At 62.1% G+C, this 24,417-nt stretch carries 29 protein-coding genes and 1 pseudogene; 7 read left to right on the forward strand and 23 right to left on the reverse strand.

The genetic code is table 11. From position 1 onward, the window contains the following. Nucleotides 1-170: 170 nt before the first annotated feature. The 4 genes from rimO to tsaA all read left to right on the forward strand — a co-directional run bounded on the left by rimO (nt 171) and on the right by tsaA (nt 3,654). Nucleotides 171-1,508, forward strand: a complete 1,338-nt coding sequence (gene rimO / locus AC5QPF_RS24830) for a 30S ribosomal protein S12 methylthiotransferase RimO (protein ID WP_494960319.1) — start codon at nt 171-173, stop codon at nt 1,506-1,508. Between the two features lie 224 nt (nt 1,509-1,732). Continuing rightward, the gene (locus AC5QPF_RS24835; RefSeq protein ID WP_494960320.1) at nt 1,733-2,443 is read left to right on the forward strand and encodes a S4 domain-containing protein; all 711 of its coding nucleotides are present in this window, start codon (nt 1,733-1,735) and stop codon (nt 2,441-2,443) included. A gap of 43 nt (nt 2,444-2,486) precedes the next feature. Then, nucleotides 2,487-2,948 (forward strand): DUF1456 family protein, encoded by a 462-nt coding sequence (locus AC5QPF_RS24840; protein ID WP_494960321.1) that lies wholly within the window; start codon nt 2,487-2,489, stop codon nt 2,946-2,948. Between the two features lie 7 nt (nt 2,949-2,955). After that, a complete protein-coding gene (gene tsaA / locus AC5QPF_RS24845) occupies nt 2,956-3,654 on the forward strand; it encodes a tRNA (N6-threonylcarbamoyladenosine(37)-N6)-methyltransferase TrmO (protein WP_494960322.1) in 699 nt (232 codons plus the stop codon). Nucleotides 3,655-3,837: 183 nt separating this feature from the next. On the opposite strand, the gene fpr is transcribed toward tsaA, so the two are convergent. After that, a complete protein-coding gene (gene fpr, locus AC5QPF_RS24850; protein WP_330076184.1) occupies nt 3,838-4,617 on the reverse strand; it encodes a ferredoxin-NADP reductase in 780 nt (259 codons plus the stop codon). 120 nt (nt 4,618-4,737) lie between these two features. Here fpr and AC5QPF_RS24855 point away from each other — a divergent pair, with 120 nt between their 5' ends. Next, a complete protein-coding gene (locus tag AC5QPF_RS24855) occupies nt 4,738-5,664 on the forward strand; it encodes a LysR family transcriptional regulator (RefSeq protein ID WP_494960323.1) in 927 nt (308 codons plus the stop codon). On the opposite strand, the gene AC5QPF_RS24860 is transcribed toward AC5QPF_RS24855, so the two are convergent. The 3 genes from AC5QPF_RS24860 to AC5QPF_RS24870 form a co-directional block, all read right to left on the reverse strand. Continuing rightward, entirely contained in the window at nt 5,661-6,023 is a 363-nt protein-coding gene (locus AC5QPF_RS24860; RefSeq protein ID WP_494960324.1) for a diacylglycerol kinase, read from the reverse strand. The two genes, AC5QPF_RS24855 and AC5QPF_RS24860, sit on opposite strands and share 4 nt — an antisense overlap. Nucleotides 6,024-6,097: 74 nt before the next feature. Beyond that, on the reverse strand, nt 6,098-6,748 hold the full coding sequence (gene erdR, locus AC5QPF_RS24865; protein ID WP_494960325.1) for a response regulator transcription factor ErdR: 651 nt from the start codon (nt 6,746-6,748) through the stop codon (nt 6,098-6,100). Between the two features lie 231 nt (nt 6,749-6,979). Further along, nucleotides 6,980-7,690, reverse strand: a complete 711-nt coding sequence (locus AC5QPF_RS24870) for a DTW domain-containing protein (protein WP_494960326.1) — start codon at nt 7,688-7,690, stop codon at nt 6,980-6,982. Between the two features lie 215 nt (nt 7,691-7,905). Here AC5QPF_RS24870 and AC5QPF_RS24875 point away from each other — a divergent pair, with 215 nt between their 5' ends. Then, nucleotides 7,906-8,325 carry a PA3611 family quorum-sensing-regulated virulence factor gene (locus AC5QPF_RS24875; protein ID WP_494960327.1) on the forward strand — a complete coding sequence of 140 codons (420 nt, stop codon included), beginning with the start codon at nt 7,906-7,908 and terminating at the stop codon, nt 8,323-8,325. A gap of 10 nt (nt 8,326-8,335) precedes the next feature. Here the strand turns inward: AC5QPF_RS24875 and AC5QPF_RS24880 are convergent, their stop codons facing one another. After that, the gene (locus AC5QPF_RS24880) at nt 8,336-8,536 is read right to left on the reverse strand and encodes a hypothetical protein (RefSeq protein ID WP_494960328.1); all 201 of its coding nucleotides are present in this window, start codon (nt 8,534-8,536) and stop codon (nt 8,336-8,338) included. Nucleotides 8,537-8,960: 424 nt separating this feature from the next. On the opposite strand from AC5QPF_RS24880, the gene AC5QPF_RS24885 reads away from it, so the two are divergent. Next, complete coding sequence (locus tag AC5QPF_RS24885; RefSeq protein ID WP_494960329.1) at nt 8,961-10,082, forward strand: TIGR00730 family Rossman fold protein; 1,122 nt, start codon at nt 8,961-8,963, stop codon at nt 10,080-10,082. Between the two features lie 82 nt (nt 10,083-10,164). On the opposite strand, the gene recX is transcribed toward AC5QPF_RS24885, so the two are convergent. The 18 genes and pseudogenes from recX to AC5QPF_RS24975 all read right to left on the reverse strand — a co-directional run bounded on the left by recX (nt 10,165) and on the right by AC5QPF_RS24975 (nt 24,324). Then, the gene (gene recX, locus AC5QPF_RS24890; protein WP_494960330.1) at nt 10,165-10,632 is read right to left on the reverse strand and encodes a recombination regulator RecX; all 468 of its coding nucleotides are present in this window, start codon (nt 10,630-10,632) and stop codon (nt 10,165-10,167) included. 8 nt (nt 10,633-10,640) lie between these two features. Then, on the reverse strand, nt 10,641-11,708 hold the full coding sequence (gene recA / locus AC5QPF_RS24895; RefSeq protein ID WP_042121862.1) for a recombinase RecA: 1,068 nt from the start codon (nt 11,706-11,708) through the stop codon (nt 10,641-10,643). A 104-nt stretch (nt 11,709-11,812) separates the two neighbouring features. Beyond that, nucleotides 11,813-12,295: a nicotinamide-nucleotide amidohydrolase family protein gene (locus AC5QPF_RS24900; RefSeq protein WP_494960331.1), complete on the reverse strand. Its 483-nt coding sequence runs from the start codon at nt 12,293-12,295 to the stop codon at nt 11,813-11,815. 40 nt (nt 12,296-12,335) lie between these two features. Beyond that, on the reverse strand, nt 12,336-12,833 hold the full coding sequence (locus tag AC5QPF_RS24905) for a lysis system i-spanin subunit Rz (protein WP_494960332.1): 498 nt from the start codon (nt 12,831-12,833) through the stop codon (nt 12,336-12,338). Beyond that, nucleotides 12,830-13,381, reverse strand: a complete 552-nt coding sequence (locus AC5QPF_RS24910; RefSeq protein ID WP_494960333.1) for a glycoside hydrolase family 19 protein — start codon at nt 13,379-13,381, stop codon at nt 12,830-12,832. Before AC5QPF_RS24910 ends, AC5QPF_RS24905 begins: the two co-directional genes overlap by 4 nt. Continuing rightward, on the reverse strand, nt 13,378-14,433 hold the full coding sequence (locus AC5QPF_RS24915) for a contractile injection system protein, VgrG/Pvc8 family (protein WP_494960334.1): 1,056 nt from the start codon (nt 14,431-14,433) through the stop codon (nt 13,378-13,380). The genes AC5QPF_RS24910 and AC5QPF_RS24915 overlap by 4 nt, the downstream gene beginning before the upstream one ends. A 58-nt stretch (nt 14,434-14,491) precedes the next feature. After that, a complete protein-coding gene (locus tag AC5QPF_RS24920) occupies nt 14,492-14,698 on the reverse strand; it encodes a tail protein X (protein ID WP_494960335.1) in 207 nt (68 codons plus the stop codon). After that, nucleotides 14,673-15,515, reverse strand: coding sequence for a phage tail protein (locus AC5QPF_RS24925; protein ID WP_494960336.1), 843 nt, complete (start codon nt 15,513-15,515; stop codon nt 14,673-14,675). Before AC5QPF_RS24925 ends, AC5QPF_RS24920 begins: the two co-directional genes overlap by 26 nt. Nucleotides 15,516-15,524: 9 nt before the next feature. Further along, nucleotides 15,525-18,056 carry a phage tail tape measure protein gene (locus AC5QPF_RS24930; protein WP_494960337.1) on the reverse strand — a complete coding sequence of 844 codons (2,532 nt, stop codon included), beginning with the start codon at nt 18,054-18,056 and terminating at the stop codon, nt 15,525-15,527. 141 nt (nt 18,057-18,197) lie between these two features. Continuing rightward, nucleotides 18,198-18,497, reverse strand: coding sequence for a phage tail assembly protein (locus AC5QPF_RS24935; RefSeq protein WP_494960338.1), 300 nt, complete (start codon nt 18,495-18,497; stop codon nt 18,198-18,200). A gap of 17 nt (nt 18,498-18,514) precedes the next feature. Continuing rightward, nucleotides 18,515-19,024, reverse strand: coding sequence for a phage major tail tube protein (locus AC5QPF_RS24940; RefSeq protein WP_494960339.1), 510 nt, complete (start codon nt 19,022-19,024; stop codon nt 18,515-18,517). A 13-nt stretch (nt 19,025-19,037) separates the two neighbouring features. Next, on the reverse strand, nt 19,038-20,204 hold the full coding sequence (locus AC5QPF_RS24945; protein ID WP_494960340.1) for a phage tail sheath subtilisin-like domain-containing protein: 1,167 nt from the start codon (nt 20,202-20,204) through the stop codon (nt 19,038-19,040). A gap of 77 nt (nt 20,205-20,281) precedes the next feature. Further along, nucleotides 20,282-20,707, reverse strand: coding sequence for a tail fiber assembly protein (locus AC5QPF_RS24950; protein ID WP_494960341.1), 426 nt, complete (start codon nt 20,705-20,707; stop codon nt 20,282-20,284). A 9-nt stretch (nt 20,708-20,716) separates the two neighbouring features. Then, a complete protein-coding gene (locus AC5QPF_RS24955) occupies nt 20,717-21,211 on the reverse strand; it encodes a gp53-like domain-containing protein (protein ID WP_494964245.1) in 495 nt (164 codons plus the stop codon). 318 nt (nt 21,212-21,529) lie between these two features. Then, nucleotides 21,530-22,516 (reverse strand): annotated as a pseudogene (locus AC5QPF_RS24960) (phage tail protein); the annotation flags it as partial. Beyond that, on the reverse strand, nt 22,513-23,118 hold the full coding sequence (locus tag AC5QPF_RS24965; RefSeq protein WP_494960342.1) for a phage tail protein I: 606 nt from the start codon (nt 23,116-23,118) through the stop codon (nt 22,513-22,515). The pseudogene AC5QPF_RS24960 and the gene AC5QPF_RS24965, both read right to left, overlap by 4 nt. 1 nt (nt 23,119) lies before the next feature. Beyond that, complete coding sequence (locus AC5QPF_RS24970; RefSeq protein WP_494960343.1) at nt 23,120-24,001, reverse strand: baseplate assembly protein; 882 nt, start codon at nt 23,999-24,001, stop codon at nt 23,120-23,122. Then, nucleotides 23,998-24,324 carry a GPW/gp25 family protein gene (locus AC5QPF_RS24975; protein WP_075806183.1) on the reverse strand — a complete coding sequence of 109 codons (327 nt, stop codon included), beginning with the start codon at nt 24,322-24,324 and terminating at the stop codon, nt 23,998-24,000. The genes AC5QPF_RS24970 and AC5QPF_RS24975 overlap by 4 nt, the downstream gene beginning before the upstream one ends. Nucleotides 24,325-24,417: the final 93 nt, after the last annotated feature.

Here is a 24,417-nt window from a genome sequence, read left to right on the forward strand (position 1 = left end):
GTCAGGGGCACAACGCGGCGAAGCATAGCGCAGCGTTCGTCGTTTTTCTGCTGGTCAAGCAGACGAACGCTCGCTAGAATTGCGCACTTTTTGATCAGAGGCGCCTGGAAGCGCCCAGCAGGGCTGCCTTTCGTCATGTACGCGGCAGCCCCTCTACACCGAGGTTAGCCATGTCCACCACCGCAACCCCCACCACGCCAAAGGTAGGATTCGTCTCGCTCGGATGCCCGAAGGCTCTGGTTGACTCCGAACGCATCCTCACCCAGCTGCGCATGGAAGGTTATGAAGTCGTGCCCACCTATCAGGACGCTGATGTGGTGGTGGTCAACACCTGTGGCTTCATCGACTCGGCCAAGGCCGAATCCCTCGAAGTGATCGGCGAAGCCATCAAGGAAAACGGCAAGGTCATCGTCACCGGTTGCATGGGCGTCGAGGAAGGCAATATCCGCGACGTGCACCCGAGCGTGCTGGCCGTCACCGGCCCACAGCAGTACGAGCAGGTGGTCAACGCCGTGCACGAAGTCGTGCCGCCGCGCCAGGACCACAACCCGCTGATCGACCTGGTGCCGCCACAGGGCGTCAAGCTGACTCCGCGCCACTATGCCTACCTGAAGATTTCCGAAGGCTGCAACCACAGCTGCAGCTTCTGCATCATCCCGTCGATGCGCGGCAAGCTGGTCAGCCGTCCGGTCGGCGAAGTGCTGAGCGAGGCCGAGCGCCTGGTCAAGGCCGGCGTCAAGGAGATCCTGGTGATTTCCCAGGACACCAGCGCTTACGGCGTCGACGTCAAGTACAAGACCGACTTCTGGAACGGTCGCCCGGTCAAGACCCGCATGCTGGAACTGTGCGAAGCCCTCAGCAGCCTTGGCGCCTGGGTTCGCCTGCACTACGTCTACCCATACCCGAACGTGGATGACGTGATCCCGCTGATGGCCGCCGGCAAGATCCTGCCGTACCTGGATATCCCGTTCCAGCACGCCAGCCCGAAAGTGCTGAAGTCGATGAAACGCCCGGCCTTCGAAGACAAGACCCTGGCGCGCATCAAGAAATGGCGCGAGCAGTGCCCGGACCTGATCATCCGTTCGACCTTCATCGTCGGCTTCCCCGGCGAGACCGAGGAAGACTTCCAATACCTGCTGGACTGGCTGAGCGAAGCCCAGCTGGACCGCGTCGGCTGCTTCCAGTACTCCCCGGTGGAAGGCGCGCCGGCCAACGACCTGGGCCTTGACGAAGTTCCGGACGAGATAAAGCAGGACCGTTGGGACCGCTTCATGGCTCATCAACAGGCCATCAGCAGCGCCCGCCTGCAACTGCGCATCGGTCGCGAGATCGAAGTGCTGATCGACGAAGTCGAGGAGCAGGGCTCGGTGGGCCGCAGCTTCTTCGATGCACCGGAAATCGACGGCAACGTCTTCATCGACGGCGACCATGGCTACAAGCCGGGCGACAAGGTCCGCTGCCGCGTGGTGGACGCAGACGAGTACGACCTCTGGGCCGAACCGATCTGAGATCGGTCCCGCTGAACAGCCCCGCCTTCTGGCGGGGTTTTGTTTTCCGCGACCGGCTTGTTTTTGGACGACAACTACCAAAGACAACTCCTACAAAATCTGAGCAATTCGACTGACAGATATCGTCAGTCGGTTCCGAATAGCCCCAGGCGCGAAATGTTGCCGGACCCGAGCTCTCCTCGGCGGTTACAATGGACGCCTTTCCCTGTCCCACGGCCCTCTTCATGTCCGAAACCACCCGTCTTTCCAAATGCCTCGTTGCCCAGATCGGCTGCTCCCGCCGCGAGGCCGAACTGTATATAGGCGGAGGCTGGGTCACGGTGGATGGCCAGGTCATCGACGAACCGCAGTTCCCGGTCGACCAGCAGGTAGTCGCCCTACTCCCAGGCGCCAAGCCCGAGCCACTCGAGCCGGTGACCCTGCTGCTGCACCAGGAATCCGGCCAGGACGCCGAAAGCGCCCGCAACGCCATGAACCCCGACAACTGCTCAGAAGCTCACGTCGGTGAGCGCCGCGTGCTGCGTGGGCACTTCGCCCGGCTGACCTGCCTGGCCCCCTTGCAGGCCGGCGCCAGCGGACTGCAGGTCTACAGCCAGGACTGGCGCACGGTGCGCAAGATCGACTCCGACCTGAACAAGCTCGAACAGGAGTACGTGGTCGAAGTCCGCGGCCAGATCATTGGCACCGGCCTTGAGCGGCTGAATCGCGGTTTCAACTGGAAGGGCCACGAACTGCCGAAGATCAAGGCCAGCTGGCAGAACGAGACACGCCTGCGCATGGTGCTGAAGAACCCGGCGGCCGGGCTGGTGGAACTGCTCTGCCGCAGCGTCGGCCTGGAAGTGGTCGGCATGCGCCGCATCCGCCTCGGTGGCGTGGCCATGGCCAAGCTGCCGGCCGGACAATGGCGCTACCTGGAAAGCAAGGAAAAATTCTGAGCCACGCCGTACTGGCGAAGCTCCCGATCAGGATCACATTTTCATGATGCACAACGACGTACTGCGCAGCGTGCGCTACATGCTGGACATTTCCGACACCAAGATGGCGCAGATCGCTCGCGCCAATGGCTTCAATGTCACCGACGCGGACATGGCCAGCTACCTGAAGAAAGACGAGGACGCCGGCTTCCGGCAGTGCCCGGACGACGCCCTGGCCCATTTCCTCGATGGCCTGGTGATCTTCCGCCGTGGCCGCGACGAGAGCCGCCCGCCCCTGCCAGTCGAACTGCCAGTGACCAACAACATCATGCTGAAGAAGCTGCGAGTCGCTTTCGAACTGAAGGAAGACGACCTGCACGCGGTGCTCAAGTCGGCCAACTTCCCGGTCTCCAAGCCGGAACTTAGCGCACTGTTCCGCAAGGTCGACCACCACAACTACCGCCCGTGCGGCGACCAGTTGCTGCGCAACTTCCTCAAGGGCCTGACCCTGCGTATCCGTGGCTGAACGGCACATGGACCATCGCGTCTCGCCGGTCGGTTTCGTGCGCTCCTGCTTCAAGGAGAAGTTCGCCATTCCGCGCCAGCCGCACCTGGCACCGGCGGCGCGGGGCGTGCTGGAGCTGGTGCCGCCGTTCGATACGGGCGAGGCGGTGGCCGGGCTGGAGCAGAGCAGTCATGTCTGGTTGCTGTTCCTGTTTCATCAGGCGCTGGAAGACAAGCCTCGGTTGAAGGTGCGTCCGCCGCGGCTGGGTGGCAATGCCTCGATGGGGGTGTTCGCCACCCGGGCGACCCATAGGCCCAATGGCATCGGGCAGTCGGTGGTGCGCCTGGAGAAGGTCGAGCCGGGGCGGCTGATGCTGTCGGGGATCGACTTGCTGGATGGGACGCCGGTGCTGGATATCAAGCCTTATGTGCCCTATGCCGACAGTGTTGCCGAGGCCAGCAACCAGATGGCCAGTGCGCCGCCTGAACCGATTGCGGTGCAATGGAGCGAAAGCGCCCTGCCACAGGCCCATGACCATGCACTGCGCCTGGGCGAGCCGCTGGTGGAACTGATCGAACAGTGCCTGGCGCAGGATCCGCGGCCGGCCTATCAAGTGCCACCGCCGGAGCGAGTGTATGGGGTGAGGTTCTGGGATGTGCAGGTGCGCTGGCACTATCCGGTGCCGGAGCGGATCCGGGTGCTGGAAGTAGTGGTTGATCCGCAATAGATACTGCCTTCAAGGGCCTCATCGCTGGCAAGCCCGCTCCCACAGGTTGAGTGCAAACCTGAAACTCGCTGCAATCCTTGTGGGCTAGCTGGCTTGCCAGCGATAGAACCCTGAAGAACAATACAAATACTTCAAGCATAAAAAACGCAGACCAGGGTCTGCGTTTTTTGTATCTCTCGATGCTTACTTCTCGACGAAAGCACGCTCTATCAGGTAGTCACCCGGCTCACGCATGCGCGGCGAAATCTTCAGACCGAAGCTGTCCAGCACTTCGCTGGTTTCGTCCAGCATGCTCGGGCTACCGCAGATCATCGCGCGGTCGTCCTGCGGGTTGATCGGTGGCAGGCCGATGTCGCTGAACAGCTTGCCGCTGCGCATCAGGTCGGTCAGGCGACCCTGGTTCTCGAATGGCTCGCGGGTAACGGTCGGGTAGTAGATCAGCTTTTCACGCAGCGCTTCGCCGAAGAACTCGTTCTGCGGCAGGTGCTCGGTAATGAACTCGCGGTAGGCGACTTCGTTCACGTAGCGCACGCCGTGGACCAGGATCACTTTCTCGAAGCGCTCGTAGGTTTCCGGATCCTGGATGACGCTCATGAAAGGCGCCAGGCCAGTGCCGGTGCTCAGCAGGTACAGGTGCTTGCCCGGGTTCAGGTCGTCGAGGACCAGGGTGCCGGTTGGCTTCTTGCTGATGATGACCTCATCGCCTTCCTTCAGGTGCTGCAGTTGGGAGGTCAGCGGACCGTCCGGCACCTTGATGCTGAAGAACTCCAGGTGCTCTTCCCAATTCGGGCTGGCGATGGAGTAAGCACGCATGAGCGGGCGGCCGTTGGGCTGCTGCAAGCCGATCATCACGAACTGACCGTTCTCGAAGCGCAGGCCCGGGTCGCGGGTGCACTTGAAGCTGAACAGGGTGTCATTCCAGTGATGCACACTGAGGACACGTTCGTGGTTCATGTTGCTCATGTAAGGGGGCTCCTGAGAAAAACGCAGCGCTAACCGAGAGCGCGATTGCGCGATAGTTTAATGCGGAGGACAATATCTGTTAACTGGATTATCAAGATATGTCTTATCGGTTATATAGATATGCGATTTACGCTTCGTCAACTTCAGGTCTTCGTCGCTGTCGCCCAGCACCAGAGCGTTTCCCGCGCTGCCAGTGTGCTGGCGCTCTCGCAATCGGCGGCCAGTACCTCCATCACTGAACTGGAGCGGCAATCCAGTTGCCAACTGTTTGATCGCGCCGGCAAGCGCCTGAGCCTCAATGCCCTGGGCCATCAGTTGTTGCCCCAGGCGGTGGCCCTGCTCGACCAGGCCAAGGAAATCGAGGACCTGCTCAACGGCAAATCCGGTTTCGGCTCGCTGGCGGTGGGTGCCACGCTCACTATCGGCAACTATCTGGCGACCTTGCTGATCGGCAGCTTCATGCAGGTTCACCCGGAAAGCCAGGTCAAACTGCACGTGCAGAACACTGCACATATCGTGCAACAGGTTGCGCACTACGAAATTGACCTGGGTCTAATCGAGGGTGACTGCAATCATCCGGATCTCGAAGTGCAGCCGTGGGTTGCCGACGAACTGGTGGTGTTCTGCGCACCGCAGCATCCCCTCGCGCAACGCGGCCACGCCAGCCTTGAAGAGTTGACCCGGGAGGCATGGATCCTCCGCGAGGAAGGCTCCGGCACCCGCCTGACCTTCGACCAGGCCATGCGTCATCACCGCTCCACGCTGAATATCCGTCTCGAACTGGAGCATACCGAAGCGATCAAGCGCGCCGTGGAATCCGGGCTGGGCATCGGCTGCATCTCGCGCCTGGCCCTGCGCGACGCCTTCCGCCGCGGCAGCCTGGTCCCGGTGGAAACCCCGGAACTGGACCTGGCGCGGCAGTTCTTCTTTATCTGGCACAAACAGAAATACCAGACCTCGGCGATGCGCGAATTTCTCGAACTGTGTCGGACCTTCACCGCCGGCGTGCAGCGCAGCGATGAGATCGTCCTACCGAGCATCGCTTAGAGCAGGATCACGCCCCACACCACCGCCACCATGGTCAGTGCCACGAATTGCGCGGCGCTACCCATGTCCTTGGCGTTCTTTGACAGGGGGTGGCGATCCAGGGAAATGCGGTCGATCGCAGCTTCCACTGCGGAGTTGAGCAGTTCGACGATCAGTCCGAGCATGCACACCGCGATCAGGATCGCGCGTTCGGCACGACTGACCTCAAGCCAGAACGCCAGCGGTACCAGGATCACGTTGAGCAGCACCAGTTGGCGGAACGCCGCCTCACCGGAAAATGCCGCGCGCAGGCCGTCGAGGGAGTAGCCTGCGGCATTGAAAACACGTTTGAGGCCGGTCTGGCCTTTGAAGGGCGACATAGAGAACCACTTCCGACTGTGGAGAGCGGTGCAGACTAGTGCACCGCGGGTCAAAAAACCGTGAAGATGATGGCCTATCCGTTGGCCACCGACTCCAGCTGTTGCAAGAGAAGCGCCGCTTGGGTCCGGGTGCGTACACCCAGCTTGCGGAAGATCGCGGTGACGTGGGCCTTGATGGTCGCCTCGGAGACGCTCAGCTCGTAGGCGATCTGCTTGTTCAGCAGCCCTTCGCAGACCATGGTCAGCACACGGAATTGCTGGGGCGTCAGGCTGGCCAGGCCTTCGCTGGCGGCCTTGGCCTCGGCGGAGACATCGACCTTCTCGAAGGCCTGCGGCGGCCACCAGACCTCGCCGTCGAGCACCTTGCGCACGGCGTCCTGGATGTCTTCCAGCGGGCTCGACTTGGGAATGAAGCCACTGGCCCCGAATTCCCGCGACTTGACGACGACGGAAGCTTCTTCCTGGGCCGACACCATTACCACCGGAATCTGCGGGTACTGCCCACGCAGCAGCACCAGGCCGGAAAAGCCATAGGCGCCCGGCATGTTGAGGTCGAGCAGCACCAGGTCCCAGTCGGATTTTTCCGTAAGACGGGTCTCCAACTCGGCAATGCTGGCGGCTTCCACCAGGCGAACATCGCTGCCCAGTCCCAGGGTCACGGCCTGGCGCAAGGCGCTGCGGAAAAGCGGGTGGTCATCGGCAATCAGGATTTCGTACGTGGCCATCGATCTAATGATCCTGTTCTGTGCAGGTTCCGGAGACGCCGGGACCTGGCGAAGCAACTCAAGGCGACGGCAGCGAGGCCGGATGCCGAAAAGGCATGCTGGCCAGGCCCGCGACGCGCCCGAATCGGCGCCAAGGATGCCGAGGCGGAACCGGGTGGTCAAGTTCGGTCCCGGCCCGTTCCGGCGCCGCGTTCATCATTATGAAGCAAAGCGCAAGACTTGCCCCTTGGACTATAGGAAGGGCTTGAGGCGCTGATGGACGGCGTCGTCGAGATCCAGCGGTAACTGGAACTTGGCCCCCAGGTAATGAGCGCTGAAGACATCGAGGTAAGCGTCCAGCGCCTGCGCGGCGATCTGGTCCCCGGCCAGTTCAAGGCACATCGCCGCCACTTCCGCGGTACAGAAGTGGTCGTCACGCTTGGAACGGCGCAGGCGGTAGCGGGAAATCTGTTCCGGCTCCAGGCTCAACACCGGGAAGCGCTCCAGGTAAGGACTTTTGCGGAACATCTTGCGTGCCTCGGTCCAGGTGGCGTCCAGCAGGATGAACAGAGGGCGCTTGCCTGCTTCGTGCCTGACTTCGGTAACCACTCGCGAGGGCTCGACGAACTCTCCGGGGAACACGATATAAGGCTGCCACTGAGGCTGGTCGAGCAGCGCCAGTAATTGCTCGTCCACCACCGTGCGTTGCCAGCCAAAGGCATTGGTGTCGGCGAGGATGTCGGCAATCAGCCAGCCGGTATTGGTCGGTTTCAACGGCTCGGTATCGTGCATCAGCAGGCACATCGTCGAACCGGCCTCGACCTGCGGCCGCCAGGCGCACAGGCAATAGTCGAAGATCACCCGGCACGCCGGGCAACGCGGTGCGCGGGAGCCACGGGCGAGGAAGGGTTTGATGCTGCGGGCCAGACGTTCGGCGCGCAGGCGCGAAACGGCATGGCTCATGTCGGATTACGGCGAGAAAGGAAGAAAAAAGGCACAGCACAAGCTCGGCGGGGCGAATTGCGCGGGAGTGTACGGCACATCGCTTTGCCGTGCAGGGAAATATCCCACTCCACTATAATCCCCGACTTGTCGATGGTTGCGACTGACTACGCCCGTGACGGAACACGGCGTGCGGATACGGGTCAAAGCGCCAGTTACCGAATCTGGAGAAATGAATGCTGCGTTTCATCGCCCCCACCCTGGGCCTGCTGCTGGTCCTGCCCCTCGCCGCCAATGCCGCGTCCAAGCAGGAATACGAACTGACCCAGATGCTGGAAAAGGTCGCCCGGGAAAGCAGCGTGGGCACTCCGCGCGCCATCAACGAGGACATCCTCGACCAGGGCTATACCGTCCACGGCCCCCAGTTGATCAACCACCTCAGCGTCCGCGCCAGCCATGCGCAACAGATGCAGGCCAACCCGGACAAGGTCCGCGATCAACTGGGCGCCAGCGTCTGCTCCAACAACGGCTATCGCCAGCTGCTGGCCCGCGGCGCGGTGCTGACCTATCAGTTCACCGAGTACAAGACCAATCGCCCGGTGGCGACGGAAAACTTCAACGCCCAGAGCTGTGGAATCAACGGCAAGAAGAAATGACCGTGGCGCTTCACATCAGTTGACTGCTTTCGCGCCGTTGTTCCTCATCGGCGCGCAATTCCGCGACCAGCGCCTGCAGATAGCGCGAACGGCGTTCACCGCCTTGCAGCCGACGCAGGCATTCCTCTTCGATGCTCAGGTTGTTGGCCCGAGCCGCATTTTGCAGAAGCCGGAACAGCTGGCTATCGACCTCAAGACTGACACGTTGCATATGCAACCTCCCTGTGCCGCGTATTACTTACTTTCAGTTAACCAGACCGCCACATAAATTGGATCCGATCTGACGAGTGGCACAAGGGAGCATGCGAAAGCGAATAAAACGATTATCTGTCATCACGTTATGCGCACATGCTCAACAAAGCGCAAACACGTGACAGGGTCTAGATTGATTACAAATACCTTTCATCTTCCGGACAGAAAAAGGAGGCTGTCCGATCACCACGTGCCAGGCGCCAACCATCCCGACAACGACAAGACAAGGGATCCAGATCATCACTGCGACGAGACCTTCTTCAGGTCTACTGCAATGCCGGGCATGTGCCCAGGCCTGCGCAGCCAGCGACACGGCTCGTGTCGCGGCCAGGTCCCGATCCTGACCTGGTCTGAGGTTTTGCTGCACAAAGGAGACGTTTTCAATGCCTTACCTACCCAACGAGCTGCTGGCCAGCCACTTCAAGAACCAGGGTATCGACCTCGAACACATCGACCGGCAACTGAGCCTGGTCGCCGCCAACAGCCCCAACCTGCCGCTGTACCGGGACATGATGCTCACTGTGCTGCGCATGGCCCACGACGACAGCAACCGCTGGAACGCCAAGATCACCCTTCAGGCCCTGCGCGAACTCGATCATGCGTTTCGGGTGCTGGCCCAATACAAGGGCCGACGCAAGGTCACCGTGTTCGGCTCGGCGCGCACGCCAGTCGAACACCCGATGTACGCGCTTGCCCGGGAACTGGGCGCCACCCTCGCCCGCTCCGGGCTGATGGTGATCACCGGTGCCGGCGGCGGCATCATGGCCGCGGCCCACGAAGGCGCCGGCGTCGACAACAGCCTCGGTTTCAATATCACCCTGCCCTTCGAACAACACGCCAACGCCACGGTGGACGGCACAGACAAGCTGTTGCCTTTCCATTTCTTCTTCATCCGTAAGTTGTTCTTCGTCAAGGAAGCCGATGCGCTGGTGCTGTGCCCGGGTGGTTTCGGTACCCTAGACGAGGCCCTGGAAGTCCTTACCCTGATCCAGACCGGGAAGAGCCCGCTGGTACCGGTGGTGCTGCTGGATGCCCCCGGCGGCAGCTTCTGGCAGGAGGCGCTGGATTTCATCATCCGGCAGTTACAGGAAAATCGCTACATCCTGCCCAGCGATCTGAAACTGCTGCGCCTGGTGCACAGTGCCGATGAGGCAGTCGCGGAAATCAATCAGTTCTACAGCAACTACCACAGCAGTCGCTGGCTGAAGGACCAGTTCGTGATTCGCATGCAGCATCCGTTGAACGATGCGGCCTTGCTCGATATGCAGGTCGCCTTCGCCGATCTGCGCCTGAGCGGGAGCTTTGTCCAGCACGCCTATTCGGCTGAGGATCAGGACGACGTCCAGTTCAGTCACTTGCATCGCCTGGTGTTTGCCTTCAATGGGCGCGATCAGGGGCGTCTGCGGGAGTTGGTGGACTTTATCAATCTGCCGGAGAACCGGGTGGCGTCTGCGGCGAGTTCGGCAGCGCCACAACGCGTACGGGAACCGCTAAAGGTCACTTGATTGCAAAAACAATGGGGCCGCTTTGCGCCCCTTCGCGACGGTTCGGCGCGAAGGGGCGCAAAGCGGCCCCAGATGTCTGAAGTCAATCGTCCAGGCTTCGCCCGCTCAACAGCCGGCCAACCTTGTCCATCGAATAACCACGATAAACCAGGAAGCGCGTCTGCTTGGCCCGCTCGCGAGGATCACTTGGCAACTGCCCGGCAAACTTGCGCCGCCAGACATCCGCCAACTGCGCCTGCCAGTCGATATCAGCTTCCCGCAGAGCCTGCTCCACGTCACCACGCGGCAGACCACGCTGGTTCAGCTCCTCGCGGATCCGCGCCGGACCATACCCCGCGCGTGCGCGCGAACTGATATAGCTTTCAAGGTATCGGGCTTCACTCAGCAGCCCCTCGTCCGCCAGGCGGTCGAGTTCGTGCTCGATCATCTCAGGAGTAGCACCGCGCTGACGCAACTTGCGCGTCAGCTCGGCGCGACCGTGCTCGCGGCGCGCGAGCAGGTCCATGGCTGTCCGCCTGACGGCGACGGGGGTGTCGAGTACGACGGACATGGGCAGGATCAGAAGTCGGCGTCAGCGTCGGCCAGGTCTTCAGCGGACTCGTTCTGAGCGGCCGCTTTACCGGCTGCATCGACAGCACCAGCGCTGAGCAGTTTCTCGCGAATCTGCTTCTCCAGGGTCTCGGCGATTTCCGGGTTCTCGGCGAGGAACTTGGCCGAGTTGGCCTTGCCCTGACCGATCTTGCTGCCCTGGTAGCTGTACCAGGCGCCGGATTTTTCCAGCAGACCGTGCAGCACGCCCAGGTCGATGATCTCGCCGTTGCGGTAGATGCCCTTGCCGTAGAGGATCTGGAACTCGGCCTGACGGAACGGTGGAGCGACCTTGTTCTTGACGATCTTGACGCGGGTTTCGCTGCCGACCACCTCGTCGCCTTCCTTCACCGCGCCGGTACGGCGGATGTCCAGACGGACCGAAGCGTAGAACTTCAGGGCGTTACCACCGGTGGTGGTTTCCGGACTGCCGAACATCACGCCGATCTTCATGCGGATCTGGTTGATGAAGATGACCAGGCAGTTGGCGTTCTTGATGTTGCCGGTGATCTTGCGCAGGGCCTGGGACATCAGGCGGGCCTGCAGACCCACGTGCATGTCACCCATTTCGCCTTCGATCTCGGCCTTGGGTACCAGGGCGGCCACGGAGTCGACGATGATCACGTCGACGGCGTTGGAGCGCACCAGCATGTCGGTGATTTCCAGGGCCTGCTCGCCGGTGTCCGGCTGCGAGACCAGCAGGTCGTCGACGTTCACGCCCAGCTTGCCGGCGTACTCCGGATCCAGCGCGTGCTCGGCGTCGACGAAGGCGCAGGTGGCGCCCATTTTCTGCGCCTGGGCGATGACCGACAGGGTCAGGGTGGTCTTACCGGACGACTCGGGACCGTAGATCTCGACGATACGGCCTTTTGGCAGGCCGCCGATGCCGAGGGCGATGTCCAGACCCAGCGAGCCGGTGGAGATGGCCGGGATTGCCTGGCGCTCATGGTCGCCCATGCGCATGACCGCGCCTTTACCGAATTGACGTTCGATCTGACCCAGGGCCGCAGCCAAGGCACGCTTCTTGTTGTCGTCCATTGAAGTCCTCACGTAATCGATAGGGCCTGACGGCCAGAAACAACTGTATAAGTAGCCAGTATTATTCCACAGGGAATTATTTCCGCCTACCCCCGATTCGTGAATTACTCCGCGCGAAGGTGTAACAAGCCCTCTAGCGCGGCGATCACCGTTTGTCGGCGTACCGCTTCGCGGTCGCCGTCGAACTGCCGTCGCTCGCTGCTGACATGACTGCCGTCGCCCCAGGCCAGCCACACGGTGCCCACCGGCTTGGCCGGCGAGCCGCCATCAGGCCCGGCGACACCGCTCACCGCCACGGCGAAACGCGCGCCGCTGGCCGCCTGGGCGCCACGCACCATGGCCTCGACCACCTCCTGGCTGACCGCGCCGACCTGGCCGAACAGCACCTCCGGCACCTGCAACTGACGGGTCTTCTGCGCATTGGAATAGGTCACGTAGCCGGCCTCGAACCAGGCCGAACTGCCGGGGATGCGAGTGATGGCCTCAGCGATGCCACCGCCGGTGCAGGACTCGGCGGTGGTCACTTGGGCATTGAAACGACGCAGATGTTCCCCCAGCCGGGCGGAAAGTGCGGTGATCGGGTCCATGGCAGCCTCCTTGGAAAAACTGCCGCCTACCCTACACCACTCAGAAGCGCAGCGCGCGCACGTAGGCCTGGCAGGCGCGCAAGGCGATCAGTCCCTGGTCGCCGTCGTCGACGATGGCGACAATTCGTCGAGCATGCGCCGGGTCAAGTCGGGCTCGCGGGGGGTCATGAACCACGCCGCCGGTGCCGGTGGTGGTTGGCACAGCGGGGGCACCGGCGTCGCTGGCAAGGAGGACTGACAACCGCAGGTCAGCAGTAGCCAGCCGGTCACGCAGACGGGCTTGAGCCTGTTGAGCATCGATAAGCTCCTGATAATGGGTCTGGTCGACAGCCTGCAGGCGCTGTTCCAGCGTCAGTCGCTGCCGTCGTTCGTCCTGCAGTTGCGCCGTGGCGATTTGCGCCTGCTGCTGACGCTCGCGAGCGTAAGCCTCCTCACGCAGCGCGGCCTGGCGACCATGACGCCATTCCTGGACTTGCCAGGTCAGTGCACAGGACGCCAGAACCAGCAGCGCCAGGGCGGCGACCCGCAGGCGGCTCAACACAACACCTCGCGGGCTCGGGCCCAGAGTTTCAGGCGGTCTTCGAGACCGTTCAGGCCGCCATTGATATGCCGGGTGATGCGATTGAACTCACCGCGATCCGCCAGCTGGTTGAGCCCACGCGAATGCCAGAACCAGGCCGCCGACTCGGTGGCCCACTGGGGTTCCTCGAGCATCTGCGGGCGCGCCAGCAGGCGTTCGTCCTCGAACAGCGCCATGCTGCAGGCGCGGTAGTTGTTGCGCCCGGTGACCTGGATCAGGCCGCGGCCACAATACAGCTGGCCGTCGCCGTCGGCCTCCGGGGTGTTACCCAGGCGCAGGGCCAGGCTGCCGGTGTCGTAGCGGGCCAGGTATTGCTCGGAACCCAGCTCCTTTACATAGCGCAGTTGCCCGGACTCATGGCCGATCTGGGCGAGAAAGGCCGCCACCCGCCGCGGCGTGTCGATCGACCAGTGGGCCATGGCGGCATTCAGCGGTGCAACGAAAACGCCCGCTGTAGAGCGGGCGTTGGGATAGATACGAAACAGTTCGGCTTCGGTCAGATTCATTTCCGGCCCTCGCTTTGCTCGGCCTTGAGCGGTTTGGTCTGCCTGGTTTTCTGCGTCTTCGCCGTGGACTTGCCCTGGTTGGTACCGTTGCACTGGACCGTGGTATCCCAGCCGCTGGCGGTGAAGGTCTGGGTGACGGTGTCGATCAGGTACTCACCATCGAGACCATCCTTGAAACCCTGCACATGCAGCATGCGTTCGGCGAACAGGTCGGTACGCCCGGCCATTTCCAGGTACACCGTGGCAGTGCTGCGCTTGAACGCCTCCAGGCGCGCCTTGGCAGCCTGATCGGCGGCCGATTTGTTGGGATAGATGTGGCGGTCGATGAACACCGCACTGACATCCTCGGGTTTGTTCTCGTTTTCCTTCTCGACCGTTTTCTGCTGCCCGGTCGCAGGGTCCTGATGGCGGGTCTGCACCGCCTTCACGGTGGACCGGTCCTGCAGATGAAACTTCCAGCGCCGTACATCGCTGATGGCCAGGCTGACCACACCGAGGTCCTTGCCACTGGCGCTTTTGCCACCTTGCCTGGGCAGCACCAGCAACACGCCGTCGCCGATCTTGGCGGTACAACCGTACTGCTGGGCAATGCGGGTCAGAAAATTGAAATCCGATTCGTCCCGCTGATCGACCCGGGGAACCACGGTGGTCACCGGACACTGCGGCTGCCAGCCATTGCGCGCGGCGATGTCGCGGACGATCTGTTGCAGCGACACGTTCTCCCAGCTACCGCTACGGATGGTCTTGCCAGTGCCACGCATGTCCGCAGCCTTGCCACGGATTTCCAGGGTCGAGGCCGGCCCGGAAACATCGATCTGATCCACCGTGTAGCGCCCCAACCGCGTCAACTCCTGCCCGGCATAGCCGAGGTAGACCTCAAGCTGTGCCCCGCGCTTGGGCAAGGCCAGGGCACTGTCGCGATCGTCGAGCTTGAGTTCGAAGTCATCGGACTCCATGCCGGTCTTGTCGGTGGTGCGCAGCAGCAGCACACGGTCGTTGATCAGCGCGGTGATGTCCTTGCCGTCGGCGACGATACGAAACACAGGTTGCATGTTCAAACTCCAGAAAAGACAAGCCCCGCACTGGGCGGGGCCTGGTACGGCGAAGGGCTCAATCCCACAGCAGGACCGTGGCATCGGTGACCGCGGACAACGTCGGCAACCGGATCAGCACGCCTGCGCGAAACGGCTGGACCTCGTCGGCCAGCCCCTGGTTGGCGTCCAGTACTACCTCGACGCTGCCGCGCAGATGGCCGTAGTAGTGCTGGCACAGGGTGTCGAGCAGGTCCCCTTCAGACGTTCTGCATATCGTTGCCATAGCTCACGAACTCCAGGGTGAAGGCTTGTTTTCCAGGGATGCCACCAGCGCGGATACTGTCCTGGGTTTCACTGACACTGGTCAGGCACCAGCTCCCGAGAAACTCCCCGAAACCGGTAGTCAGGCTCAGCGGCCGCAGTTCCTGGCCAATGCTGCGCAAGCGTTGCAGTTGGCCCAGCCCACCTTTGAAGCCAGGGAAAATCACACCTTCGATGGTGATCTTGTCATCCCCCAGGCCGATCGCCTGCTGCGCCTTGCTGCGCGACAGACGCTCCTGGGCGGCCCAGTTGAATCCCTTGGTGCGCTTGAACTGGTGGAACGCCGCAGTATCCAGGTTGAAGTAGAAGGGCTCGCCGCTCGGCAACGGCTGCAAGACCAGCAGATGGGGGTAGGGCTTGACCGCTTCTTCCGGCGGGGTCGTCGCGGGTGCGAAGGTCCCGGTCGGCAGGATCGAGCCCAGCGCGGGACTGATCTTGCCGGCCATTCGGTTGATTGCAGCAGCGGCCTTGCCCGCCTGCTCGGAGAAGGACTCCAGGCGGCTTTCGACCTCGCTGACCACGCTGACCGCCTGGTTGTATTTCGCGGCGACCATGCCCACGGTCGATTGCGCCACCTCGATGGCGCGCATCGTGCGTTGCAGCTTCTTGCCGATGACTTCGCCCACGAAGGGCAGGTTTTCCAGTTCGGTCGCTGCACCGGTGACATCGCTGATGGCGCCATTCAAGGGCCCCAGCATTTCATCGGCGCTGCGCCGTCCGGCCTCGCCCGCTGTCACCAGGGAGCGCAGGCTGGATTGCAGTTGTTCCATGTAGGCCATGGGGGATCCTTATGCGACATAGGTGGCGGCAGGGTTGTCCCACATCTGGTTGCCGCGATTCGCTTGGGCAGCCAGGTCGGCAAACAACCGCTGGATCGCTGGCGCCAGCTGGCTGACCAGGTCATCGGGATTGGCGATGGTGCCCTGCACGGTGATGGGAATGCTCGGCGAAATGGTGAAGTACTGCGCGGACGGACTGGCGGCGGTGGGTGCCCTGAACGCATCGGCAGCGCCAGCAGGCAGGCCGGGATTTGGTGCGTCGGCGGCCAGCGCCTGCGCCACCACGCCGATCTGCGGTACCGCCACTGGCCCGGGCTTGACAGCCTGAACGGAACCATTGGAATCCAACCCGTCGCTGCCGACGGCGCGGTTGGCCTGATGCTGCTGGCCGGCGGCATCGGACGACTTATCCTCGCGGCCCATCAGGCGCTTGCCCAGCCAGCCGCCCAGGTCTTCCCCGGCCATGCCTCCCAACGCTGCCCCTATGAGTCCGCCCAGCGCCGTTCCCACGATGGGTACGACCGAACCGATCGCTGCTCCCGCTGCGGCGCCTGCCAGGGTGCCGCCGAGATTGCCGGCAGCGGCCCCATAGCCTTCGGCTTTCTGTTCCGTAGTGGTAGCGGTCTGGAACGTATCCAGTGCCATCAATCCAGCGTCGACGAATCGACCTCCGGGAACTGCCTTCAGGAATCCACGCCCCTTGCTCGCAACTCCTGTTGTTCGAGGGGCGGCTTGAGCCGGGGGATGAGTATCGACCGGCGATGTACCGCCGACAAAACCGAATGAAGAGTAGGAATCGTCGATCCCGGTAACCATGCTCAGGACTTTCGATGCCCACGACTTTCGCGCTGGCGCTGCCACGGAAGTCCGTGGCCCGAACGATGCGAATGACGCCTGTGATGGTTGATGGACGCTCGATACCTGACGCGCCTGGTAGGCAGGTGCAGCAAACGACCTCATGGGCGCCTGGTAACCGGGCGAAGCCGCTGGAGGCGTAGCGAAGGAAGAGGACACACGCCGGCCCCGGGAAGGTCCATAGCCACCTGGCGAGTAGGAACCACCACGTGACAGACTCGAAACGGCGTTGCCAACCACCACGACCCTCACCGGCCCGTTGCGTTGACCCAGGGGACTCTCGCCGCCACCTGCGTTTGCAGAATCGCCACGACCTCGTCCGAACTCCTTGACCAGGCCACGCCCGACATCCACCACGCCCTTGACGCGCTTGTAGGCACCGATCACTGCCCCCAACGCCACGAACCCCGCCGCGACGCTGGATACCACCAGCACCAGTTTCTGCGAGCCGTTGATCAGCGAGGTCAGCTCGCGAGCAACTGCGGTGAAACCTTCCGCGACGAAATCGGAAGCGGGCCGGATGGCGTCGCCATAACTGCGCTTCAGGTCGTCATAGGCATTGGCCGCGCCCTTGAGCTTGTATGCCGAGGTGTCGCTGCGAGCCTTGAAGTCGTCGTCGAAGGTCTTGCTTCCGCTCCGCGAAGGGTCGTTGGACAACGACATAAAGCGCGCTTGCGCTGCCTCGTCACCCGCTCCCTTGCGCATCTCTTCGGCACTGCCAAGCTTGTCGGCAGAGATGAGCGTCCTGATCTCCTTGACGCCCTCTTCCGCCCCTCCCTTGGCCGTGCCTTGCACTTGCAGCAGCGCTCCCAGACGAAGGACCGGCTTCAAGCCAACGGCGGATCCCTCTTTCATTTCGGCCAGTAGTTTGGGCAGTGACCGGGTAACCTCGGCGATGCCGATCTTGCTGCCCTTGCTCTGCTGTGCCAGGCCTCCGAGTACGTTTTTCAACACCTCGGGATCCGTTATTCCGGATTTCGTCGCCAGCGCGGCAACCAGTCCGGCGGAGTCCTTGCCCTCCAGTCCCTGGCCGACCGAGAACTGCGCAGCGACCTGCGCAAGCCCCGCTGCGTTATCCAGGCTCATGCCGGCAGCGGTCATCTGCCCGATCATCGCCAGTACGTCAGTACTGGCCATCCCGCTTTCCTCCCCGACCCGGACAGCCCCGGCCGAGATTTCCTCCTGCTTCTTGCGCGCCTCGTCACCGGCGGGCACACCGGCAGCCGCGACCAGGTCCATCGCTTTCACCTGGAAGTCGGCACTGGCCTTGATCGGCACCATGACCGTCTTGAAGCGGGTCGTGGCATTGGCGATGGCGGCCTTCCCTTCCGCGATCTGCTGATGCCCCTTTTTCTGCTGTTCGATACCCTCCATCACGCGCCCCAGCGAAGCGTATTTCTCGCTCAGCCGCGTGACGTCGACACCTTGATCCTTGAGGTTCTTGTGGATTTTCGCCAGGTCGTCCTGCAGCGTGATCGCGGCGACCGAACCCTTGTCTTCGACAGCCGCGAAAGCCTCGCCCAACCGTTGGGCCTCCACGATGGTGCCCATCAGCGCCTTGGTCTGGCTGGTCTTCGACTCCAGGCTCTTGAGACGGTCTTCGATCATGCTGAAAACCGTACCCACCGTGGAACCGACCACACCGCCAATCCCCAGCTCCAACCCTAATGACAGCTTGCTCGCCATTTGATCCTCCTATGGGTGCAAACCCGGACTCAGTCCGTAAGCCACCAGACCATGTCGGGGTACGACATGGTCATGATCTCGGCGGCAGAGAAGTTCAGCTCCTTGGCGAGCCGCTTCGCTGCCGCCTTCTGGCGTGCGGGGTCAAAGCTCGTCGTCCTGCACCAGGCGAAAATACCCGGCCTGTACACGGCTGTAGTCCTTGAGGGTGAGCCCCTCCAGGTCCTTGATGCCGACTTCGGCCAGGGAGGCGAACAGGTTCAGTTCCCGTTGTTCGTCGTCGGTGCCGCCACCCTGCGCGGCACGCAGGTCCCGTACCGTCGGTGCCCGCAGCGACAGGCTGTCGACCTGCACACCGTTGGCCTCGGTTGGACGGCTGAGCCTGATTACCACGCGCTCGGCGCTGACGGTCATCCAGCCGGGTACTTTCGTTGCTTGCGTCATACGAGCTTGTCCTTGTGTCAGAGACCGAGGGCGGTCCGTTGGGCGGCGAGCTGGTCAACGCCGTTGATCACGCGTTTCATGCCCAGCGGATCGATCTCGTACATCAGCCGGCCATCGATCTCCAGCTTGTAGTAGGTCAGCGAAACCACGTGGTTGCTCTCCGGTTTCTCGGCGGCTTTCCAGTCGCCCATCTCGACTTCCTTGAGCATGCCACGCAGGGTCACCACCACCGGGGTGATCGCGCCTTTGAGGCCTTTGAAGGCGCCACGGAAGGTGCCGTTGAACGCCGAGCTGTCGGCCAGGCCGAAGAACTTCAGCGCTTCGCGGCGGATGCCGGTGGTCTTGAACGACGCACTCAGCGCCTCCATGCCTTGATCGATCTCGATCGCTGCATCCATCCCACCGACCCGGTGGGTTTCGACCTTGATGGCGAGTTTGGGCAAGGTCAGGCTGGTAACGTCGCCCTGGAAGCTGACGCCATCGACGAACAGGTTCAGGTTGGCCAGGGTTTGCGGAATCATTGCCATGTGTTGTTGCTCCTTAAGCGGCCTGGTCGAGGACTTCGGTCAACCACTGGTTGGTGACCTCGACACGGAAGTTGGGGTTTTCTGCAGGGGGTACGTCGGTGAAGCGGATGTTCCAGTACACCTTGCCCTGCTCCAGCTGGCTGGCAGTGTTGAGCTCGGTGTCGGCATACACTTCGAAATTGATGATTGCGCCCTGGGCCTTCAGGTCGCGCATGAAGTTCTCCAGGCCCTCGGTCACGTCCTTGACGTAGGTCGCGGTGATCGAGCGGTCCACGGCCCACTTGTGGCCGTAGAGGATCGCGTCCATGACGATGTCCATGGTCCGCACGCGGGTGACGAACGACCATTTCGGGTCGCTGGACAGGGTGCGGTTGCCCCACAGGCGGAAGCCGTCGTCGCGGATGATGGTGGTGATGTTGGCGTTGTTCAGCAGGTTGGCGCGGCAGCTCGCGTCGCCGTCCAGGAACTCCACCGGGCGGCTGGTGCCGGTGATGCCGACGAACTCCTTGTTCGATGGCGAGGCCCAGAAGCCGTACTCGTTGTCGGTCCAGGCGAACAGGCCGGCGACCCAGGCCGAGGCTGGTGCATCGACGGTCTTGTCAGTGACGGTGTCCCAGTACTGCACGCCCGGGTCGACCATGAACGCACGCTTGGCGCCGAAGTTTTCCGCGTAGGCGATGGCTTCTTCGTCGGTGGTGTTCGGACCATCGATGATAGCCAGGCCGCGCAGCTTGTCGGCCAGAGCGACCAGGGCGGTGCCCACGGCGGCGGTGGCGCTGTGTTTCGGCGTGACCAGCAGGCGTGGCTGGGCGTTGAAGCGGCTCTTGCCGTCGAGCAGGGCTTGCAGGCCGCTGCGTTTGCCTTCGGCGTCGACGCTGCCGATGATCGCCGAGGTCTGCTCGGCGGCGTCGGTCAGCTTGGCCACGCCGCAAGCGACGATGACGGCCTTGGCCCTGGCGAAGATGGCCTGGCAGGACCTGGTGATCGCCGCGTCGGCGCCGAATGCGGCGACGGCTTCACGCTCGCTGGTGATCAGCACCAGGTCGTTGGCCTTGGCGGTGGCGGTCGCACCTTCGGTGAAGGTGTCGACCAGTCCGATGATGGACGAGGACGGCAACGCGATGCTGCGGGCGCCGGTGTCGACGTTGGTTACGGTGACGCCGTGGAAGAATCCACTCATGTGTTTATCTCCAGAAATGAGAAGGCCCCGTGGATACGGGGCCTTTGGGATGGGAAAGCAAGTACCCGGGTAGGGCTTTATTCATCTGTTTCAAGAAGCCAGACAGGGGAGACTGGGCGCTGATCGATATTAGGAAACACACTGGCTGATGGCCAGTCACGCAAGGTCTGACGATAGCCAAGCAATTCGACGACCTGCGTAGCAGTCAACGTCGGTGTTATGCCCATATCCTGTTCTTCACGATGACGACTCACCAACCATTCATAACGGGCCAGTTCACCAGTACGCCAGATCCTCTCTCGCTCGCTCAATATCTCGATACTCAGCAGCGGCTGCTCGTGAATTTCAGGAAGACCATCATGCTGAGGCCGAATCAGCTGCCCGCCAGCGCAGGCTTCAAGCAACTCCAAATGCCGCTCACGGCTAATTTCATGGCCTCCATTGTTATCAAGACTGAATAGAAACCGGCCATCCGCTTCAATCCACTTTGCCCAAATACTCATATTTTATCCTCAATAACCGATAGCAACCCAACGGATATAAGCGGTACCAGCAGGATAAGTACTAACGTTGATAATATCCTCTCGACGAGACTGAAAACCGGTTGCAGTAAGCAAGCGCATCTGTGTACCGACGGTGGAGTTTACAACTGCCGCATCATGAGTGAAGGTGCTGACACAGGCAGGGATAATACTGAAGCCCAATGGAAAACTAACATTGGTCTCAGTATCAACACTGTTCGCTGCATGTACGCCCCACTGAATCATCAACCCACCCAACCAGCTCGGGAATATAATCGCGCTGCTCCCATAGCCTCCGCCCTTTATGAAATCAAACCCCCAGCGTAATTTCTTGGGCGTAACCACTGCCGTATCGCTTACCCCCTGATCAACTTCGGCTTGAGTCGCGACGGATCCTGTCAGCAGTGGAATACCATTCCATTTCAAAGCACCCAAGGCATCCATGATCAAACGCCCAGAACGACGGGCACTCCAGAAAAAGGCCATCCCAGGGGCATATTCATCACCCGCCTGAGCTGCACCGACCTGTTGTGCTTCTCGAATGACTATCGCGGTATCTGCTGCCGTCAAACCGGCGGAGGGCGCAGCGAGAATCGGTACCTGCTGACTGACATAGTTTGAGTTCACACGAAGCGCATCGGTAATTCCATAACCTGCGAGCGTTGTAGCTTTATCAGCCTTGTTTCCGAACTTGGCTAGAAGTTCCGTCGCGGTGAACGTATCGGTAATTCCGTAACCCGAAAGCGTTGTGGCCTTGTCAGCCTTGCTGGCGAACGTGCTGTGGAGCTCAGTGGAGTTGAAAGTATCGGTAATACCGTAACCAGCCAGTGTTGTGGCTTTGTTTGCCTTACCGGCCAACAGCCCGTCCACTTGTGCCCTCAGGTATCCATCACTGACACGAATATACTCGGATGGCCTGAAGTTTCCGTCATGCCACAGGGTTCGCGTATTCCCCCATTGCCCGGAAGTCTTGGCTGAACGCACCAGGACTTTTGGCTCATCCGAACCATATTGAAAACCAAGCTGGGCAGCATAATCATCCGTGGTATAGGGAAAGTTAAGCAACGAAAGCCAGTTTCCAAAGGAAGTGGTGCCAGAAGTGAAAGAGTGGAATCCTCCTTCAAGACCAACCCTGTCGATCTCGCTAGCAGCCGCAGTCTTGCCGCCCAGACCCAGATAGCCCTTCTTCAGTCCGTCAACGATTCCATACCCTGCCAGCGTCGTCGGGTTTTCACCGCCGATCACGACACCACGATCATTGACCTGAACTTTGCTATATGTTCCCGCTGGTCGGGTCGGCGGTAGCACAGTCATGATTACCGTTTCAATGTAATCTCGCGTCGCCAGTACGACCGCCGGATCAATCTTCAACTGCACATTGGCGCTGCTGCTTACCACCAGGTTCAGGCGTACCACCTGGGTCTTGCCGGTCCCCTGCGCCAGCAACGGCTTGTAGCTCGGCGCACAGTTGGCCACCGCTACCAGGTCGCCGGCGCTGTCGTAGAGGCCGATCTCGCGGATCCACCAGCCACCGACATCCGGCGGAATCACCTGCTCGGCAATGATGATGCTGGCGTCCTTAGGATCGATCGTAAGCTGGTTCAACGGCGCCCGACGGCGTTCATTGATCAGCCTGGTCTGGGTGCGCGACGGCACCGGCTCGGTATTGTTGGCGTCGCCCACGCCCATCTGGGCGAAGGTCCAGGGCACGCCCAAGGCGTTCGCGTTGGCCTGCTTGGCCTCCCCCACCGCGGTGAGGATCGCGAAGAACTGGCTGTTCTGGTCAGTCATGAGTAAACGTCCAGGGTTTCGATTTGATGGTCATGGCCTCTGCGGCCAAGGTTTCCGCGGACCTCGATGTCACGTGAGGCAGGCGGGTAGATGTCGATTTCATCGCCTTCGCTCAAACCCAGGCCAACCCGCAGGTAGCCCTTGCTGTCGAGGGTGATGGCGAGGCCGATCATGTGCCGGCTGACCGGCCGCGCGTCGTCGATCAACGCGGTGAGTTCCTCGTAGGTCTCCTCGCTGATCCCGGATTCGGACACGCCGATCTTCAGGGCGAAAGTGCCCGGCACGCCCTCGGGCACGGTGTTGAACCATTCGGCGACTTCGATCAGGTAGCCGAAGGGTTCGACCACCCTGCGCAAGGCGCCAAGGGTGCCCTTGCGGGCATGCACCTGGAACGAGCCACGGATCACCGCGCGCTTGACCGCCTCCGGCCAGTTCTCGTCCCAGCGGTCCACCGACCAGGCCAGCGCCAGCTGGTGCAGCAGGTGCGCCGGGCAGGTGTCGGGGTTGTACAGGGTGCGCAGGGGAATCTGCGGAACATCCGCCGTGGCGGCCTCCACAGCCCGTTCCAGCAAGGTGCTGTTCAGTGGCAGGAGGCTGGTCATGTCAGCCTCCCAGCGTCACGGTGAATTCATCGCACCAGGCGGCCTGGCCCTTGGTCGGACGGATGTCCTGCCAGCCGACCAGTTCCACCCGAGCGACCCCGCTGATATGCAGTTGCGCGTCGATCCCCGAGCGCGCCACTTCGATACCGAGACGACGGCGCGGGTTGATCCAGGCCTGCAAGCGGCGCCGGCACTCGGCCAGGGTCGCTTCGTTCTCCGGACCGTTGCCGACCATGTGCAACACCGCCTCGATGCGATAGTGCAGGATCTCGGCACTGCGCACGGTCAGGCGATCCGCGACCGGACGAACCTCGTCATCGTTCAGGTAGGCGGCGACCTGCGCCAGGAGTTCGGCGCTGGCAGCGCCCTCGTCGTCGAAGCTCAGCACCGTGACATCCACCATCGCCGGCGACGGGCTTTCCGCCGTGGCATCGGCCACCTGCCCGGAGGCATTGCGGGCGTGCAGGATGTAGCTGTTGCGCGGCCCGGCGGTTGTCAGCCCTTCGTAGACGAGTTCGATGCGCTCGCGCAGGGCGTCGTCTTCTTCAAGCAGTTCTTCGATCGGCGGCACGCTGTTCGGGTCGGCGGCACGTACCACCAGGCGGCGCAGTTGCACATTGGCCGCCAGTTGGTCGAGGTCGCTGCCCTGGGCGTAGGCCAGCAACAGCGCCTTGGCGGCGTCGTTGACCCGGGCCCGGTTGAGCAGTGTGCGGTAAGCGCCGACTTCCAGCAGCTTGGTCACCGGATCGCTTTCCAGCGGCGCGTTCCAGCCGTCGCCCATATGGGACATGAAGGTCGTCAGGTCGGCCTGGAAGATCTCCTCGAAATCCAGGTCTTCCAGCACCTGCGGCGCGGGCAGCGCCGAGAGGTCCACAATACTCATGCCGTCACCTCCAGGATCTGGCTGTCGCCCAGGTACTGCCCGGTGAGTTGCAGGCTGATCTGCCCGTCAACCACCGCCGTGACCCGGACCCTTTCCAGTTTCAAACGCGGCTCCCAGCGCACCAGGGAGCGCGCGACTTCGGCCTGCACCGCACTTTTCCAGCCCTCGTTGACGGGAAGGTCGACGAAGCGGCGCAGCTTGCTGCCGTAGTCCGGACGCATGCGCCGGCTGCCCAGCGGGGTGGTGAGGATGTCCTCGATGGACTGGCGCAAGTGGGCGAGACCGGAGAGTGGCTGACCGGAGCGGCGATCCATTCCGATCATGGCGCTACTCCTTTGTAGATTGAGGGTTGTGCACCGCGGCGCGGACACCGGGTGCAAAATGCTTTTTCGTGGGCGCCATGGCGTTCCTCCCTG

It is taken from the genome of Pseudomonas sp. Con_6 (assembly GCF_059379395.1).

What these genes read in the sequence shown, in the direction of transcription:
- rimO (WP_494960319.1), top strand. Translation starts at nt 171, where the DNA reads ATGTCCACCACCGCAACCCCCACCACGCCAAAGGTAGGATTCGTCTCG.
- AC5QPF_RS24835 (WP_494960320.1), top strand. Translation starts at nt 1,733, where the DNA reads ATGTCCGAAACCACCCGTCTTTCCAAATGCCTCGTTGCCCAGATCGGC.
- AC5QPF_RS24840 (WP_494960321.1), top strand. Translation starts at nt 2,487, where the DNA reads ATGATGCACAACGACGTACTGCGCAGCGTGCGCTACATGCTGGACATT.
- tsaA (WP_494960322.1), top strand. Translation starts at nt 2,956, where the DNA reads ATGGACCATCGCGTCTCGCCGGTCGGTTTCGTGCGCTCCTGCTTCAAG.
- fpr (WP_330076184.1), bottom strand. Translation starts at nt 4,617, where the DNA reads ATGAGCAACATGAACCACGAACGTGTCCTCAGTGTGCATCACTGGAAT.
- AC5QPF_RS24855 (WP_494960323.1), top strand. Translation starts at nt 4,738, where the DNA reads ATGCGATTTACGCTTCGTCAACTTCAGGTCTTCGTCGCTGTCGCCCAG.
- AC5QPF_RS24860 (WP_494960324.1), bottom strand. Translation starts at nt 6,023, where the DNA reads ATGTCGCCCTTCAAAGGCCAGACCGGCCTCAAACGTGTTTTCAATGCC.
- erdR (WP_494960325.1), bottom strand. Translation starts at nt 6,748, where the DNA reads ATGGCCACGTACGAAATCCTGATTGCCGATGACCACCCGCTTTTCCGC.
- AC5QPF_RS24870 (WP_494960326.1), bottom strand. Translation starts at nt 7,690, where the DNA reads ATGAGCCATGCCGTTTCGCGCCTGCGCGCCGAACGTCTGGCCCGCAGC.
- AC5QPF_RS24875 (WP_494960327.1), top strand. Translation starts at nt 7,906, where the DNA reads ATGCTGCGTTTCATCGCCCCCACCCTGGGCCTGCTGCTGGTCCTGCCC.
- AC5QPF_RS24880 (WP_494960328.1), bottom strand. Translation starts at nt 8,536, where the DNA reads ATGCAACGTGTCAGTCTTGAGGTCGATAGCCAGCTGTTCCGGCTTCTG.
- AC5QPF_RS24885 (WP_494960329.1), top strand. Translation starts at nt 8,961, where the DNA reads ATGCCTTACCTACCCAACGAGCTGCTGGCCAGCCACTTCAAGAACCAG.
- recX (WP_494960330.1), bottom strand. Translation starts at nt 10,632, where the DNA reads ATGTCCGTCGTACTCGACACCCCCGTCGCCGTCAGGCGGACAGCCATG.
- recA (WP_042121862.1), bottom strand. Translation starts at nt 11,708, where the DNA reads ATGGACGACAACAAGAAGCGTGCCTTGGCTGCGGCCCTGGGTCAGATC.
- AC5QPF_RS24900 (WP_494960331.1), bottom strand. Translation starts at nt 12,295, where the DNA reads ATGGACCCGATCACCGCACTTTCCGCCCGGCTGGGGGAACATCTGCGT.
- AC5QPF_RS24910 (WP_494960333.1), bottom strand. Translation starts at nt 13,381, where the DNA reads ATGAATCTGACCGAAGCCGAACTGTTTCGTATCTATCCCAACGCCCGC.
- AC5QPF_RS24915 (WP_494960334.1), bottom strand. Translation starts at nt 14,433, where the DNA reads ATGCAACCTGTGTTTCGTATCGTCGCCGACGGCAAGGACATCACCGCG.
- AC5QPF_RS24920 (WP_494960335.1), bottom strand. Translation starts at nt 14,698, where the DNA reads ATGGCAACGATATGCAGAACGTCTGAAGGGGACCTGCTCGACACCCTG.
- AC5QPF_RS24925 (WP_494960336.1), bottom strand. Translation starts at nt 15,515, where the DNA reads ATGGCCTACATGGAACAACTGCAATCCAGCCTGCGCTCCCTGGTGACA.
- AC5QPF_RS24930 (WP_494960337.1), bottom strand. Translation starts at nt 18,056, where the DNA reads ATGGCGAGCAAGCTGTCATTAGGGTTGGAGCTGGGGATTGGCGGTGTG.
- AC5QPF_RS24935 (WP_494960338.1), bottom strand. Translation starts at nt 18,497, where the DNA reads ATGACGCAAGCAACGAAAGTACCCGGCTGGATGACCGTCAGCGCCGAG.
- AC5QPF_RS24940 (WP_494960339.1), bottom strand. Translation starts at nt 19,024, where the DNA reads ATGGCAATGATTCCGCAAACCCTGGCCAACCTGAACCTGTTCGTCGAT.
- AC5QPF_RS24945 (WP_494960340.1), bottom strand. Translation starts at nt 20,204, where the DNA reads ATGAGTGGATTCTTCCACGGCGTCACCGTAACCAACGTCGACACCGGC.
- AC5QPF_RS24950 (WP_494960341.1), bottom strand. Translation starts at nt 20,707, where the DNA reads ATGAGTATTTGGGCAAAGTGGATTGAAGCGGATGGCCGGTTTCTATTC.
- AC5QPF_RS24955 (WP_494964245.1), bottom strand. Translation starts at nt 21,211, where the DNA reads ATGGCCTTTTTCTGGAGTGCCCGTCGTTCTGGGCGTTTGATCATGGAT.
- AC5QPF_RS24965 (WP_494960342.1), bottom strand. Translation starts at nt 23,118, where the DNA reads ATGACCAGCCTCCTGCCACTGAACAGCACCTTGCTGGAACGGGCTGTG.
- AC5QPF_RS24970 (WP_494960343.1), bottom strand. Translation starts at nt 24,001, where the DNA reads ATGAGTATTGTGGACCTCTCGGCGCTGCCCGCGCCGCAGGTGCTGGAA.
- AC5QPF_RS24975 (WP_075806183.1), bottom strand. Translation starts at nt 24,324, where the DNA reads ATGATCGGAATGGATCGCCGCTCCGGTCAGCCACTCTCCGGTCTCGCC.